The organism is Streptomyces sp. NPDC057854 (assembly GCF_042797055.1).
In the GTDB taxonomy this organism is placed as follows: Bacteria; Actinomycetota; Actinomycetes; order Streptomycetales; family Streptomycetaceae; genus Streptomyces.
Genome location: NZ_JBHVMF010000020.1, coordinates 37,958 through 51,081 on the forward strand (window position 1 = coordinate 37,958; position 13,124 = coordinate 51,081).

Genomic DNA, 13,124 nt, shown 5'->3' on the forward strand with positions numbered 1-13,124 from the left:
CTAGCGGACGGCCTCCAGGATGTCGGAGGCGCCGATGGCGTCGGCGACCTCCCCGAGGGCGTCGTCGGTCACGGCGAGCAGGGTCCGCTCGGACATGCCGAGGTCGGCGAGGATCCGGCCGTCGCCGAGCGGACCGGCCGGCGCGATGCCGGCGCTGCCCGCGGCGGCGTCCTCGTCCTCGTCGGCCGCGGGCTCCGGCTCACCGTCCTCGGTCCCGTCCAGGTTCACCAGTTCGTCGAGCTCGCTGTCCGGGTCGTCGTCGCCGAGCAGCTCCGAGGTGAGGATCTCCCCGTACGAGGAGCGGGCCGCGGCCGCCGCGTCGGAGACGTAGACCCGCGGGTCGTCCTCCCCGTCGACACGGACGATGCCGAACCACGCGTCCTCCTGCTCGATGAAGACCAGGACGGTCTCCCCCTCGTCGGCCGCCGCCTCGCGGGCCAGATCGGCCAGGTCCGCCAGCGTCTCCACGTCGTCGAGCTCCGTATCGCTCGCTTCCCACCCGTCTTCGGTGCGCGCGAGCAGTGCGGCGAAGTACACCTGACTCTCCCACTGATCAGAGGTGTGATGATCCGGCGGCGCGCAGCTGAGCCCCGCCCAATCGGCATCGTGACAGAAACGACGGCTTGAGGAGAGGTCTTCGGCTCTTGCGTCGTGCATCAGTCTGAACCACACCGCGTTCGGGCGGGCGTACGACCCCGGCGCGCGGAGGGGGCGCGTTCCCCTCGTACGGCCGGGGCTCACCAGCGGAAGGTGCGCATGCGCATGGCCTGTCTCATCCGGGCCGCCCGGGCGCGCCGCGGCTGCACCCGGTCGCGCAGCGCCTTGGCCTCACCGAGCTCGCGGAGGAACTGGGCGCGGCGCCTGCGGCGCTCCGCGTCGGTCTCCGGCGCGTCGGGCTCTGTCTCCGGCTCCGGGGGCTCCGTGCCGCCCCGGACCTGGCCGGATGTGTTCTGCGGGTCGGGCATCGGCCACACCACCCCATCGCTGGGTCCCTGTCCGTCCACCTTGCCGCAGCGGCGTGGGTCGGTGCCAGTGCGCGGCGGGCTACTGTTGAGTCATGCGTCTCCACGTCGTCGATCACCCGCTGGTCGCCCACAAGCTCACCACCCTGCGCGACAAGCGCACGGACTCCCCGACCTTCCGCCGGCTCGCCGACGAGCTGGTCACCCTGCTCGCCTACGAGGCGACCCGGGACGTGCGGACCGAGCAGGTCGACATCGAGACCCCTGTCACGCCGACGACCGGCGTGAAGCTGTCGTACCCCCGTCCGCTCGTGGTGCCGATCCTGCGCGCCGGTCTCGGCATGCTGGACGGCATGGTGCGGCTGCTCCCGACGGCCGAGGTCGGCTTCCTCGGCATGATCCGCAACGAGGAGACGCTGGAGGCGTCGACGTACGCCACCCGGATGCCGGAGGACCTCTCGGGCCGCCAGGTGTACGTGCTGGATCCGATGCTGGCGACCGGCGGCACGCTGGTCGCGGCGATCCAGGAGCTGATCCGGCGCGGCGCCGACGACGTGACGGCCGTGGTGCTGCTGGCGGCGCCGGAGGGCGTCGCGGTCATGGAGCGCGAGCTGGCGGGCACGCCGGTGACGGTCGTGACGGCCTCCGTCGACGAGCGGCTCAACGAGCACGGCTACATCGTGCCGGGCCTGGGCGACGCCGGCGACCGCATGTACGGGACCGCCGAGTAGCGCGTCCCCCGGGGTCCGTTCAGCAGCGGGCCGGCGCGGGCTCGGGCTTGTTCAGGGCCGCGAGCGCCGCGTCCGCCGTCGCCTTCGGCGACAGGGTCTTGAAGGCCGTACCGATGATCAGGTCGACGTCCGCCGTGGTGCGGGCGTCGACCTTCGTCGTGGTGCCCGCGAGCTGGGTGCCGAGGACGGCGAAGGCGCCCTTGGCGGCCGTCGGCGCGCCGAGCAGCAGTCCGGCGCCCTTGACCTTCTTGTCGTAGGCGGCGGGGGCGTTGCCGATCTTGCCGATGACGAAGCCGCGCTTCTTCAGCTCGTCGGCGGTGGACTTGGCGAGACCGCTGCGCGGGGTCGCGTTGTACACGTTCACCGTGACCTGGGCGGGCTTCGGCGGCTTGGCGGCGGTCGCGCTGGGGGTCGGCGCGGGCTTGCAGTCCGCCTGCTTGCCGGCGGCGGTCTTCTTCGTCCCGTCGTCGCCGGAGAACACGTCGACGAGCTGGAGCGTGCCCCAGCCGGCCGCGCCCAGCACGACCACGGCGGCGGCGGAGGCCAGGACGATCCGGCGCCGGCGGTGGGGTCGGCGCATGCGCGGGTAGACGTCCCCCGTGATGCGGTACTTTCCGCCCATGCCGGGGGGAGTGAGCATGCTCATGGGCGCAGCGTAATGCCGCCTGTGCGCGATGCCTACTTGATGATCATGTGATCGCGGCCGGATGGGCGTGAACTGCGCCCGAAAGGATCAGCCGCGGCGCGGTCAGTCCAGTTCGAGCACGCGCGCGTGGAGCACCTGGCGCTGCTGGAGGGCCGCGCGGACGGCGCGGTGGAGTCCGTCCTCGAGGTACAGGTCGCCCTGCCACTTCACGACGTGCGCGAAGAGGTCGCCGTAGAAGGTGGAGTCCTCGGCGAGCAGGGTCTCCAGGTCCAGCTGGCCCTTGGTGGTGACGAGCTGGTCGAGGCGGACCGGGCGCGGGGCGACGTCCGCCCACTGCCGGGTGCTTTCCCGGCCGTGGTCGGGATACGGCCGGCCGTTTCCGATGCGCTTGAAGATCACACGGAAAGCCTACCGGGCGACCGGCTCCCGGCGCAGCCACGCGGGACCGGTGGGATGCTGGTGCAGACCAGGACATAGCCGACATTGGGGTGGACCCATGACCGACCCGGACGCCGTCCCCGCGCCACCCGCCCCCGAACCGCCCGCCCCCGCGCCGCCCACCGCCGGACCGGCTGCCACCGCCGGACCGCCCGCGCTCCCCGCGCCGGTCGCGGAGATCGCCGCCGGGTACGCCTTCGAGGGGCCGGCGCTGGAGCTGGGGGCGGCGCTGTGGGAGGGCGTCTGCCACCGGGACGCGGCCGTACGCGTCCCGCTGGCCGTCCTCAACCGGCACGGGCTCGTCGCGGGAGCCACCGGCACCGGCAAGACCAAGACGCTCCAGCTGATCGCCGAGCAGCTCTCCGCCCAGGGCGTGCCCGTCTTCCTGGCGGACGTCAAGGGCGACGTCTCCGGCATCGCCGCGCCCGGCGAGGACGGCGCGAAGGTGCGGGAGCGGGCCGCGCAGACCGGCCAGGACTGGACCCCGACCGGTTTCCCCTGCGCGTTCTACGGCCTCGGGGGCACCGGCCCCGGCATCCCCGTCCGCGCCACGGTCACCAGCTTCGGCCCGGTGCTGCTCGCCAAGGTGCTCCAGCTCAACCCGACGCAGGAGCAGTCCCTCGGCCTGATCTTCCACTACGCCGACGCCAAGGGCCTGGAGCTGGTGGACCTGAAGGACCTGCGGGCGGTCGTCGCGTTCCTCGTCTCGGACGTCGGGAAGCCCGAGCTGAAGGGGATCGGCGGTCTGTCGACGGCGACCGCCGGAGTGATCCTGCGCGCCCTGACCGCCTTCGAGCAGCAGGGCGCGGGCGGCTTCTTCGGGGAGCCGGAGTTCGACACCTCGGAGTTCCTGCGCACCGCGGACGACGGGCGGGGGATCGTGTCGGTGCTGGAGCTGCCGTCGGTGCAGCGGCAGCCGCGGCTCTTCTCGACGTTCCTGATGTGGCTGCTCGCGGACCTCTTCCACGACCTGCCGGAGGTCGGCGACCCGGAGAAGCCGAAGCTGGTCTTCTTCTTCGACGAGGCCCATCTCCTCTTCACGGGCGCGTCGAAGGCGTTCCTGGAGTCGGTCACGCAGACGGTCCGGCTGATCCGCTCGAAGGGCGTCGGCGTCTTCTTCGTGACGCAGACCCCGAAGGACGTGCCCGCGGACGTCCTGGCCCAGCTCGGCAACCGGGTGCAGCACGCCCTGCGCGCCTACACCCCGGACGACGCCAAGGCCCTGAAGGCGACGGTGCGGACCTTCCCGGAGTCGGCGTACGACCTGGAGGAGGTGCTGACCTCGCTGGGCACGGGCGAGGCGGTGGTCACCGTCCTGAGCGAGCGGGGCGCGCCGACCCCGGTGGCGGCGACCCGGCTGCGGGCGCCGGAGTCGCTGATGGGGCCGGTCCCCGCTGCGGAGCTGGAGGCCGCGGTGCAGGGCTCGCCGCTGTACGGGCGGTATGCGCAGCCGGTCGACCGGGAGTCGGCGTACGAGCGCCTGGCCGCGGACGAGGAGGCCCGCGCGGCGGAGACGGCCCGCGCCGCGGAGGCGAAGGCCGCCGCGCAGCCGGAGCGGGCGAGGGCCCCTCAGGAGGAGCCCTCGCTCGTCGAACAGGTCGTCGGCAGCGGGATGTTCAAGTCCCTGGCCCGGTCGATCGGCACCCAGCTGGGCCGGGAGATCAGCCGCTCGGTCTTCGGGACGGCCCGCCGCCGCAGGTGACCGGGGTCCTACTCGGTGACCTCGTGGTGGTCGTCGTGGAGGCCGCCGCCGCTGCCCGCGTCGCCCTCGGTCGAGACCGGGACGACCGGCCTGCGCAGCGAGGAGATGTCGTGGGCGTAGGTGCCGACGGCGTTGGCGATGACGTCGATGTTGGCGTCGAAGGCCGTCATGTTGACGTTGTCGATGTCGTCGCCGGCCGCGTGGTAGTTCACGTCGTACGCGACGCCCGCCTCACCGCCGAACTTGGCGGCCTGCGCGGGGGTCTTGATGCCCTCGGCGCCGGTGAAGGTGCCGCCGGAGGGGATGCCGACCTCGATGAACGGGCCGTAGTCGGAGCGGCCGGTGAAGTCGGTGCCCTCGTGCGGCAGCCCCTGCTTGTCCATGAAGTCGGTGATGTCGCGCTCCAGCTGCGCGGAGCCCTGCGGGCCCGCGCCCTCGCCGACGTTGTCGGAGTTGTCGCCGTCGTACACGAACAGGCCGTAGTTCGGCGAGGCGATCATGTCGAAGTTGAGGTAGAGCTTGATCTCCTTCTTGTCGAGCTCCGTCAGGTTGGCGACGTAGTGCTCGGAGCCGAGGAGGCCGTTCTCCTCCGCGGACCACCAGGCGAAGCGGACCTTGTTGCGGACCTTCGCCTTCGACTCGGCGAGCTCCAGGGCGGCCTGGAGGAGGCCGGCGGAGCCGGAGCCGTTGTCGTTGATGCCGGGGCCGGCGGTGACGGAGTCGAGGTGGGCGCCGAGCATCACCGTGTTGGCGGCGTTGCCGCCCCTGGTCTCGGCGATGACGTTGTTGGTGGAGCGCTTCTCCTGGAACTCGCGGATCTCGAAGGAGAGGTTCACCGGGCCCTTGGCGAGGTCGGCGACGAGCTGCTCGCCCTCGGCGAGGGTGATGCCACCGGTCGGGACGACACCGGAGGCCACGTCGCCGAGGGTGCCGGAGAGGACGCCGGCGGTGTTGTTGTAGACGATGGCGCCGACCGCGCCGGCCGCGCCCGCGTTCCGCTGCTTGTCGGCGAAGCTGCAGCCGCCGCGCTTGATCAGGGCGATCTTGCCGGTGAAGGTGCCCGAGGCGAAGTCGCCGGGCTGGCAGCCGGTGGTGCCGTCGGCGTCGACCGGGACGGCGGCCAGCTCGGCGGTGATGCCGCCGACCGGGGTGGACCTGGTGTACGTCATCGCCTGGATGTCCAGCGCGCGGGGCGCGGCACCGAGCACGGACGCCTTCTCGGCGAGCGTCTCGGTGTAGACGAAGTCGAACTTCTCGTACGAGACGTCGTAGCCGGCCTTCTTCAGCTGCGTGTACACGTACGCGGCCGAGGCGTCGTGGCCGAGGGTGCCGGCCGCGCGGTGGCCGCCGGCCGAGTCGGCTATCGCCTGGAACTTCTGCAGATGCTTGAAGGCGTCCTGGCCGGTGGTCTCCCGGACCAGCTTCTTCGCCAGCTTCGCCGCGTCCCGGGCGGGCGCGGCGGCGGGGTCCTTGACGGCGGTGGCCGGCGAGGCGAGGACCAGGGGGGCGGCGAGGGCGGCCGCGGCGAGGATGGCCGCGGCGCGACGCTGCGATGCGTTCACAGAAGTCCTTCCCGAGGGGGACGAGGTTGAGGGGAAGTTAGCCACCCGGGGGGCTTCCTGGGAACACGTCCGGCGCAATTCATGTCAGCTTGAACAGGATTGACATCGGGAATTCTCAATTCCCGGCCGTTTTACCGCCCTTGGTCGATTTAGCGGGTTTGGTAGACGATGAGGCGCCTTTGGCCGCCTTCTCGGCCTTGGCGGCGGCCTTCATCTCCTGCTTGTGGGCCCGGACCTTGGCGAGCGACTCCGGTCCGGTGATGTCGGCGGCGGACCGGTGGGCGCCCTCCTCGCCGTACGGCCCCGCGGCCTCCCGCCAGCCCTCGGGGCGGACGCCGTACTGCTTGCCGAGCAGGGCGAGGAAGATCTGCGCCTTCTGCTTGCCGAAGCCGGGCAGGTCCTGGAGCCGGGCGAGCAGCTCCTTGCCGGTGGCGGCGGTCCGCCAGACGGCCTCGGCGTCGCCGTCGTACTCCTCGACGAGGTACGCGCACAGCTGCTGGATCCGCTGGGCCATCGAGCCCGGGTAGCGGTGCACGGCCGGCTTCTCGGACAGCAGCGCGGCGAAGGCGTCGGGGTCCAGGGCGGCGATCTCGTGCGCGTCCAGGTCGTCGCGGCCGAGCCGGACGGCGATCGTGTGCGGGCCGGCGAAGGCCCATTCCATCGGGACCTGCTGGTCGAGCAGCATGCCGACGAGCGCGGCGAGCGGGGACCGGCCGAGGAGCGCGTCGGCGTCGGGCTGCTGGGCGAGGTGGATCTCGGGGCTCATGCCTCCGATGATCCCGCCGGGCGACCGCCGCCGCCCGGCGGGACGGGCCGTTCCGGGGGCCCCGGCGGCCGGGGCGGTACGGCTCACGCGTCCGCGAAGCGCTCCAGCGCGGCGGTGACCAGCCGCCGGGTCCCGGCGCCGCCGAGGTGCCCGGCCTTCTCCACCACGTGCAGCTCGGCGTCCGGCCAGGCCCGGGCGAGCTCCCAGGCGGTGGTGAGCGGCCCGCCCATGTCGAGCCGGCCGTGCACCAGCACGCCCGGGACGCCGGCGAGCCGGTGCGCGTCCCGGATCAGCGCGCCCTCCTCCAGGAAGGCGCCGTGGGCGAAGTAGTGGGTGCAGATCCGGACGAAGCCGAGCCGGGCGTCGTCGACCCGGTCGGTGTACGGCGTCCCCATGCCCTCCCCGGACAGGACGGCGTCCTCCCAGGCGCACCAGTCGGCCGCCGCCCGCTCCCGGACGGCCGCGTCCGGATGGTTCATCAGCGCCGCGTACGCCCCCACCAGGGCCGCCGCGTCCACCCCCGCCTGCCCCTCCGCGAGCCCGGCCCCGGCCCGGAAGCGTTCGTGGGCCTCGGGGAAGAAGCGGCCGACGCCCTCGTACAGCCAGGCCGTCTCGGAGCGGCGGGTGGTGGTGACGGCGGCCAGGACGATCCCGCTCACCCGCTCCGGGTGCGCCTGCGCGTACGCCAGGATCAGCGTCGAGCCCCAGGAGCCGCCGTACAGCAGCCAGCGGTCGATCCCCAGGTGGACGCGGAGCCGTTCCATGTCGGCGACGAGATGGGCGGTGGTGTTCACGGACAGGTCGGTCGCGGGGTCGCTCGCGTGCGGGAGGGAGCGGCCGCAGCCGCGCTGGTCGAACTGCACGACCCGGTACCTCTCCTGGTCGAAGAGGCGGGGCGCGGTGGGGGAGGACCCGGAGCCCGGCCCGCCGTGCACGACCAGCGCGGGCTTGCCCGCCGGGTTCCCGTGCTCCTCGTAGTGGACGAGGTTGCCGTCGCCGACGTCGAGCAGACCGGAGGAGTACGGGACGGGGGCCGGGTTCTCGGATCGCATCCGGCCGACGTTACGCGGTGCCGGTGATCCGCGTCTCCGGGTTCTCGCACCAGCGCAGCACGGCCGGCCACGGCCCGAGCCCGCTGTCCGGGTTGAGGTGGGCGCCGCCCGGCACGAGGTCCGTGTCGAGGCCGAGCGGGGTGCCGTAGACGGGGCCGGCGCCCTCGGGGCAGTACGCGTCCCCGTCGCCGTACACGAGCCGGGCCCGGACGCCCCGCTCGGTGAGGTCGAGCCCGTCCGCGAAGGCGGCGATCTCCGGGATGCCGGCGGTGACGCCGGGGGACGGCGGGGCGACGAGCAGCACCCGGTCGGCGTCGGGGCGGCGCGCGCCCGCCCGCAGCCACAGCAGCACGGCGAGGCTGTGCGCGACGACGACGAACTCGCCCTCGGCCGGGCGCTTCCCGTGCTCCTCCAGGGCCGCCAGCCAGTCGTCGAGGACGGGCGCGTCCGGCTCCGGCAGCTGCGGGTAGCGGACCTCGTGGCCGCGGGCGCGCAGCTCGCCGGCGAGCCAGTGCTGCCAGTGGCCGGCGGGCCGGTGGTTCTGGAAGCCGTGCAGGACGAGGAAGGTCTTGGGTACGGTCATGGGCCGCATCGTGCGGTGCGGCCGGGCGCGCGGTCCAGGGCGTTCCGAGGGGCGGACGGCGGCCGGGCCCGCCGGCGGGGGCGGGTGCGTCGGCGCGGAGCGCCCGGTGGGGGCGGGTGCCTCAGGCGCGCAGCGCCAGCAGTTCCCGTACGCCCGCCTTGATCCGGTCCGCCGACAGCTCCTGCTCCACCGCCAGGTGGTGCATCAGGTCCGGCGAGAACGGCGCGAGGACGAGATGGGCGAGGAGCGCGGCGTCGGCGCCGGGCCGCAGCCGGGACACCAGCATCGCCGTGTGCGTGTGCATGAGCTGGTAGGCGCCGCTGTGGTAGCGGGCGCGCGGCGCGGCGGAGTGCGCGGCGAGCAGGAGGGCGCGCTGCTCGGCGACCCGGTCCACCAGCGCGTCGAGGAAGGCGTCGAGCCGTTCCTCGGCGGGCGCGCCGGGCCCGAGCGGCGGCGGCCCGCTCATGTACGCCTCCTGGAACCGCCGCTCGCGCTCGTCCAGCAGCGCCCAGAGCAGCTGCGAGACGTCCCCGAAGCGCCGGTAGACGGTGCCGACGCCGATGCCGCTGGCGTGGGCGACCTGGTTCATGGTGACCGCGTCGGGGCCCTTCTCGGCGACGATCCGGCCGGCGGCGTCGAGGATCCGGCGCCGGTTGCGGGCGGCGTCGGCGCGCTCGGGGGCGGGCGCGGGGCCGGTGCCGGGGGCGGTCGGGAGCAGGGGGAGCAGCGGTGCGGACCCGTCGCCGCTTCCCGGTGTCCTCGTGCTGCTCATCGCCCTGCCCTGCCCTTCGTCGCGCCCCCGCTCGTCGGTGTCCTGTGCTTCGAGCATACCCGTACCGCTTGCGATCCGGATCGTTATCCGTTTAGTCTCGGAGCAGTTAAACGGATAACCATCCACTTGAGCGTCGTCCGTCCGCGCAACGAGGAGCCCGCCATGTCCGTGAAGGTCGCCGTCGTCTACTACTCGTCCACCGGTGCCGTGCACCAGCTCGCCCAGGCCGTCGCCGAAGGCGCCGAGAAGGCCGGCGCCGAGGTCCGCCTCCGCCGTGTCCCCGAGCTCGCCCCGGACGCCGCGATCGACGCCAACCCGGCCTGGCGCGCCCACGTCGACGCCACCGCCGGCGTCGAGGTCGCCGCCCTGGACGACCTGGAGTGGGCGGACGCCTACGCCCTCGGCTCGCCGACCCGCTTCGGCAACGTCGCGGCCCAGCTCAAGCAGTTCGTCGACACCACCGGCGGCCTGTGGCAGCGCGGCGTCATGGCGGACAAGCCCGCCACCGCCTTCACCAGCGCCCACAACCTGCACGGCGGCAACGAGTCCACGCTGCTCGCCCTCTACAACACCTTCCACCACTGGGGCTCGGTCATCGTCTCCCCCGGCTTCACCGACCCGGCCGTCTACGCGGCCGGCGGCAACCCCTACGGCACCGCCCACCCCGCCGCCAACGGCGCCCCCGCCGAGAACGTCCTGGCCGCCGCCCGCTACCAGGGCGCCCGCCTGACGACGATCGCCAAGCGCCTGAAGGGCCTCCCGGTCGACTGACGCCGACGACCCGGGACGACCCCGACGTCCCGGGACGCCCCCGGCGACCCCGACGACCCGCGCACGCAGCGGAACACCCCCGGCGGAAACCCTTCCACCGGGGGTGCTCTCTCGTTACGCGTACGGAGGGGGCTCAGGCCAGCGACAAGAACAGCTTCTCCAGCCGGGCCCGCATCTTCTCCGGGTCCTCGCCGTCCCGCTTCCCGTCCTCCATCTCCGTCAGGCACTGCTGGAGCCCCGTCGCGATGATCGCGAACCCGGCCCGGTCCAGCGCCCGCGAGGCGGCGGCGAGCTGGGTGACGACCTCCTCGCAGTCGCGCCCCTCCTCGATCATCCGGATCACGCCGGAGATCTGGCCCTGCGCCCGGCGCAGCCGGTTCAGCACGGCCTTGAGCTCCGCGCCCGCGAGATCGAGTTCCACAACCACTCCTCAGCAGATACCCCGGGGGGTCCTTCACCGCCCCGGATGCGGGGGGCCTACGACCACCAAGGATGACACCCGCCGGGAGTGTTCCCGCGGGACGCGGGAGCCCGCCCGCTCAGTCCTGCGTCGGCGCCTCGCCGATCCGCCGGATCACCACCGGGTACTCCGGAGCGCCCGCCGGCTGCGGGCAGCGGGCGGCCCGCGCGGCGATCTCCGTCACCCGCTCCAGGCTGTCGCACTCCAGCACCCAGTAACCGGCCAGGACCTCCTTGGTCTCCGCGTACGGCCCGTCCGTGACTACCGGGTTCCCGTCGGCGTCCACCGAGACCATCCAGGTCTCCGCCGGGTCGGTCAGGCCCTGCGCGTCGATCAGCTCGCCGCTCGCCATGAGCTCCTTGTTGAGCGTCGTCATGTGGTCGAACATCGCGGCCAGCGACTCCTTGTCCCAGGCCGGGCTGTGCTCCGAGCCGCGCCCGGTCATCGCCTCGTAGTCGGCGTGCGACCCCTGCACCATCACCAGGTACTTCATGGCGTCCTCCGCTCTTCTCGCTCTTCCGCTCTTTCCGAAGCCCCGCTCCGGGGCCCTTTCGAAGGAGAGTCGGAGCCGGAGCCCGGATCTCGACACCGCGCGGAGGGAAATCCGAAATCCCCCCGGAATCACCCACCCGCGCGACGAGCCGCCGCCCGCTCGACGAGCCCACCCGCCCGACGAGCCTGCCACCCGTCCTACGAGACTGCCCGCCCTACGAGACTGCCCGCCTCCTCGCCACCCCTCAGCCGCCGGCCGCCGCCCGCTCGCCCAGCGGCCGCCGCCGCAGGGCGGCTTCGGCGAGGGCCGGCGGACGCCACACCCCGTCCGCCCGGTACAGGTCCGTCCCCGGCGGCACGATCGCGTCGATCCGGTCCAGCACCTCGTCGTCGAGCACGAGCGAGGCGCCCTCCAGCAGCCCGTCCAGCTGCTCGCCCGTCCGCGGACCGAGGATCACCGAGGTCACGGCCGGGTGCGCGGCGGCGAAGGCGACCGCGAGCTGCGGCAGCGAGCAGCCGACCTCCTCGGCCAGCAGGGCCAGCCGCTCGACGGCGTCGAGCTTCGCCGCGTTCTCCGGCAGCGCCGGGTCGAAGCGGTGCGGGGTGATCGCCGCCCGCCCGCGCGTGAGGTCGACCCCGCGCCCCTTCCGGTACGCCCCCGACAGGTACCCGGAGGCGAGCGGCGCCCAGGTCAGCACGCCCATCCCGTACCGCTGCGCCACCGGCAGCACCGCCGTCTCGACGCCGCGCGCGAGCAGCGAGTACGGCGGCTGCTCGGTGCGGAAGCGGCGCAGCCCGCGCCGTTCGGCGACCGCGTGCGCCTCGACGATCCGGTCGGCGGGGAAGGCCGAGCAGCCGAAGGCCCGGATCTTCCCCTGGGAGACGAGGTCGCCGAGCGCGTCCAGGGTCTCCTCGATGTCGGTCCTGTGGTCCGGCCGGTGCACCTGGTACAGGTCGATCCGGTCCGTCCCGAGCCGCGCCAGACTGGCCTCCACGGCCCGGACGATCCACCGCCGGGACAGCCCGCCGCGCGCGGGCCCGTCGCCGCCGACGGGGAAGTACACCTTGGTCGCGAGCACGGTCTCGTCCCGGCGGCGCGGATCGCGCAGCGCCTTCCCGACGATCTCCTCGGACTCGCCCGCCGAGTACATGTCGGCGGTGTCGACGAAGTTGATCCCCCGGTCGAGGGCGGAGTGGATGATCCGTACGGCGTCCCGGTGGTCGGGGTTGCCGACCGACCCGAACATCATGGTGCCGAGGCAGTAGGTGCTGACTTCGATCCCGGTCCCGCCGAGTATCCGATAGCGCATGGGCGGCACCCTAGGACCTGGAGCGCACTCCAGGGCAAGCCCCGCCGCCCGCGCCCGCGACCTCCCGCAGGAACGGCGCCAGGACCCCGTACAGCTCCTCCGGCCGCTCCAGGTGCAGGTCGTGCCCGGCGCCGGGGAAGGAGACCCCGCGCAGTCCCGGCTGCCGCCGGACCATGCCGTCCCAGTGCGCGGCGCCGATGATCCCGTGCTGCCCGAGGACGGCGAGGAGCGGTACGCCGATCGCCTCCCACTCCTCCCACCAGGCACGGGAGGCGTTCTCGGCGAGGGAGTCCGCCAGCGTGTCCGCGTCGAACCGCGGCCACCACCCGCCGTCCCGTTCCTCCAGCCCGGCGGCCCACCCCTCGCCGACCGCCCCGCCCCCGAAGTGCGCGACGGCCGCCGCCCGGCTCGCGAACGGCACCGGCCACCCGCGCAGCCACCCCACGACCCCCGCCACGTCCTCGGGCGCGGCCCGGTCGGGCCCGGCCTCCACGAGCACGGCCCCGGCGATCCGCGGATGCCGCCGCGCGGCGGCGAGCAGCGCGGCGACGCCGCCGTACGACTGCCCGACGACCACGAACGGCCGCCCGGGCTCCTGGTCGACGACCGCGAGCACGTCCTCGACGTACGCGGCCCGGGAGACGTCCCGGGGCTTCCGCTCGCTCGCCCCGTGCCCCCGCTGGTCGAGCGCCAGCACCCGGTACCCGTCGGCGCGCAACGGCCGGGCGAGCCCGTCCCACTCCCCGCAGTGCCCGGCGAGCCCGTGCAGCAGCAGGACGCCGGCCCCGTCACCGCCCCAGTCGCGCACGGACAGCGCCGTACCGTCCCGCACCACGACCCGAGTGACCCAGCTCACACTCATCCCCCGCCCATCCCT

At 73.7% G+C, this 13,124-nt stretch carries 16 protein-coding genes; 3 read left to right on the plus strand and 13 right to left on the minus strand.

Annotated elements, in window-relative coordinates:
* Positions 1–537, minus strand: a complete 537-nt coding sequence (locus ACFVQZ_RS26220) for a hypothetical protein (RefSeq protein WP_030493889.1) — start codon at positions 535–537, stop codon at positions 1–3.
* A 200-nt stretch (positions 538–737) separates the two neighbouring features.
* Positions 738–965 (minus strand): hypothetical protein, encoded by a 228-nt coding sequence (locus ACFVQZ_RS26225; RefSeq protein WP_030493890.1) that lies wholly within the window; start codon positions 963–965, stop codon positions 738–740.
* A gap of 92 nt (positions 966–1,057) precedes the next feature.
* Here ACFVQZ_RS26225 and upp point away from each other — a divergent pair, with 92 nt between their 5' ends.
* Positions 1,058–1,693, plus strand: a complete 636-nt coding sequence (gene upp, locus ACFVQZ_RS26230) for a uracil phosphoribosyltransferase (RefSeq protein WP_030493891.1) — start codon at positions 1,058–1,060, stop codon at positions 1,691–1,693.
* A 19-nt stretch (positions 1,694–1,712) separates the two neighbouring features.
* Here the strand turns inward: upp and ACFVQZ_RS26235 are convergent, their stop codons facing one another.
* On the minus strand, positions 1,713–2,339 hold the full coding sequence (locus tag ACFVQZ_RS26235; RefSeq protein WP_383626559.1) for a LytR C-terminal domain-containing protein: 627 nt from the start codon (positions 2,337–2,339) through the stop codon (positions 1,713–1,715).
* Between the two features lie 102 nt (positions 2,340–2,441).
* Complete coding sequence (locus ACFVQZ_RS26240) at positions 2,442–2,738, minus strand: type II toxin-antitoxin system VapB family antitoxin (RefSeq protein ID WP_003999914.1); 297 nt, start codon at positions 2,736–2,738, stop codon at positions 2,442–2,444.
* 97 nt (positions 2,739–2,835) lie between these two features.
* Between ACFVQZ_RS26240 and ACFVQZ_RS26245 the strand changes: the two genes are divergently transcribed.
* Entirely contained in the window at positions 2,836–4,479 is a 1,644-nt protein-coding gene (locus tag ACFVQZ_RS26245) for a helicase HerA-like domain-containing protein (RefSeq protein ID WP_383626561.1), read from the plus strand.
* 8 nt (positions 4,480–4,487) lie between these two features.
* Here ACFVQZ_RS26245 and ACFVQZ_RS26250 read toward each other — a convergent pair whose 3' ends face one another.
* The 5 genes from ACFVQZ_RS26250 to ACFVQZ_RS26270 form a co-directional block, all read right to left on the minus strand.
* The gene (locus ACFVQZ_RS26250; RefSeq protein ID WP_383626564.1) at positions 4,488–6,041 is read right to left on the minus strand and encodes a M28 family metallopeptidase; all 1,554 of its coding nucleotides are present in this window, start codon (positions 6,039–6,041) and stop codon (positions 4,488–4,490) included.
* Positions 6,042–6,156: 115 nt separating this feature from the next.
* Positions 6,157–6,807, minus strand: a complete 651-nt coding sequence (locus ACFVQZ_RS26255; RefSeq protein WP_383626567.1) for an HhH-GPD-type base excision DNA repair protein — start codon at positions 6,805–6,807, stop codon at positions 6,157–6,159.
* Positions 6,808–6,890: 83 nt separating this feature from the next.
* Entirely contained in the window at positions 6,891–7,859 is a 969-nt protein-coding gene (pip, locus tag ACFVQZ_RS26260; protein WP_383626570.1) for a prolyl aminopeptidase, read from the minus strand.
* A 10-nt stretch (positions 7,860–7,869) separates the two neighbouring features.
* Positions 7,870–8,442: an RBBP9/YdeN family alpha/beta hydrolase gene (locus ACFVQZ_RS26265; RefSeq protein WP_383626573.1), complete on the minus strand. Its 573-nt coding sequence runs from the start codon at positions 8,440–8,442 to the stop codon at positions 7,870–7,872.
* A gap of 121 nt (positions 8,443–8,563) precedes the next feature.
* Entirely contained in the window at positions 8,564–9,214 is a 651-nt protein-coding gene (locus ACFVQZ_RS26270) for a TetR/AcrR family transcriptional regulator (protein WP_030496532.1), read from the minus strand.
* A gap of 162 nt (positions 9,215–9,376) precedes the next feature.
* Here ACFVQZ_RS26270 and wrbA point away from each other — a divergent pair, with 162 nt between their 5' ends.
* The gene (gene wrbA / locus ACFVQZ_RS26275; protein ID WP_030496531.1) at positions 9,377–9,985 is read left to right on the plus strand and encodes an NAD(P)H:quinone oxidoreductase; all 609 of its coding nucleotides are present in this window, start codon (positions 9,377–9,379) and stop codon (positions 9,983–9,985) included.
* 133 nt (positions 9,986–10,118) lie between these two features.
* On the opposite strand, the gene ACFVQZ_RS26280 is transcribed toward wrbA, so the two are convergent.
* The 4 genes from ACFVQZ_RS26280 to ACFVQZ_RS26295 form a co-directional block, all read right to left on the minus strand.
* The gene (locus ACFVQZ_RS26280; protein ID WP_030496530.1) at positions 10,119–10,406 is read right to left on the minus strand and encodes a metal-sensitive transcriptional regulator; all 288 of its coding nucleotides are present in this window, start codon (positions 10,404–10,406) and stop codon (positions 10,119–10,121) included.
* Positions 10,407–10,524: 118 nt separating this feature from the next.
* Positions 10,525–10,938, minus strand: coding sequence for a YciI family protein (locus ACFVQZ_RS26285; protein ID WP_383626578.1), 414 nt, complete (start codon positions 10,936–10,938; stop codon positions 10,525–10,527).
* 244 nt (positions 10,939–11,182) lie between these two features.
* Positions 11,183–12,247 (minus strand): aldo/keto reductase, encoded by a 1,065-nt coding sequence (locus ACFVQZ_RS26290; protein ID WP_030496528.1) that lies wholly within the window; start codon positions 12,245–12,247, stop codon positions 11,183–11,185.
* 10 nt (positions 12,248–12,257) lie between these two features.
* On the minus strand, positions 12,258–13,109 hold the full coding sequence (locus ACFVQZ_RS26295; RefSeq protein WP_383626582.1) for an alpha/beta fold hydrolase: 852 nt from the start codon (positions 13,107–13,109) through the stop codon (positions 12,258–12,260).
* Between the last annotated feature and the right edge of the window lie 15 nt (positions 13,110–13,124).

What these genes read in the sequence shown, in the direction of transcription:
- ACFVQZ_RS26225 (WP_030493890.1), bottom strand. Translation starts at nt 965, where the DNA reads ATGCCCGACCCGCAGAACACATCCGGCCAGGTCCGGGGCGGCACGGAG.
- upp (WP_030493891.1), top strand. Translation starts at nt 1,058, where the DNA reads ATGCGTCTCCACGTCGTCGATCACCCGCTGGTCGCCCACAAGCTCACC.
- ACFVQZ_RS26235 (WP_383626559.1), bottom strand. Translation starts at nt 2,339, where the DNA reads ATGAGCATGCTCACTCCCCCCGGCATGGGCGGAAAGTACCGCATCACG.
- ACFVQZ_RS26245 (WP_383626561.1), top strand. Translation starts at nt 2,836, where the DNA reads ATGACCGACCCGGACGCCGTCCCCGCGCCACCCGCCCCCGAACCGCCC.
- ACFVQZ_RS26255 (WP_383626567.1), bottom strand. Translation starts at nt 6,807, where the DNA reads ATGAGCCCCGAGATCCACCTCGCCCAGCAGCCCGACGCCGACGCGCTC.
- pip (WP_383626570.1), bottom strand. Translation starts at nt 7,859, where the DNA reads ATGCGATCCGAGAACCCGGCCCCCGTCCCGTACTCCTCCGGTCTGCTC.
- ACFVQZ_RS26265 (WP_383626573.1), bottom strand. Translation starts at nt 8,442, where the DNA reads ATGACCGTACCCAAGACCTTCCTCGTCCTGCACGGCTTCCAGAACCAC.
- ACFVQZ_RS26270 (WP_030496532.1), bottom strand. Translation starts at nt 9,214, where the DNA reads ATGAGCAGCACGAGGACACCGGGAAGCGGCGACGGGTCCGCACCGCTG.
- wrbA (WP_030496531.1), top strand. Translation starts at nt 9,377, where the DNA reads ATGTCCGTGAAGGTCGCCGTCGTCTACTACTCGTCCACCGGTGCCGTG.
- ACFVQZ_RS26285 (WP_383626578.1), bottom strand. Translation starts at nt 10,938, where the DNA reads ATGAAGTACCTGGTGATGGTGCAGGGGTCGCACGCCGACTACGAGGCG.
- ACFVQZ_RS26290 (WP_030496528.1), bottom strand. Translation starts at nt 12,247, where the DNA reads ATGCGCTATCGGATACTCGGCGGGACCGGGATCGAAGTCAGCACCTAC.
- ACFVQZ_RS26295 (WP_383626582.1), bottom strand. Translation starts at nt 13,109, where the DNA reads ATGAGTGTGAGCTGGGTCACTCGGGTCGTGGTGCGGGACGGTACGGCG.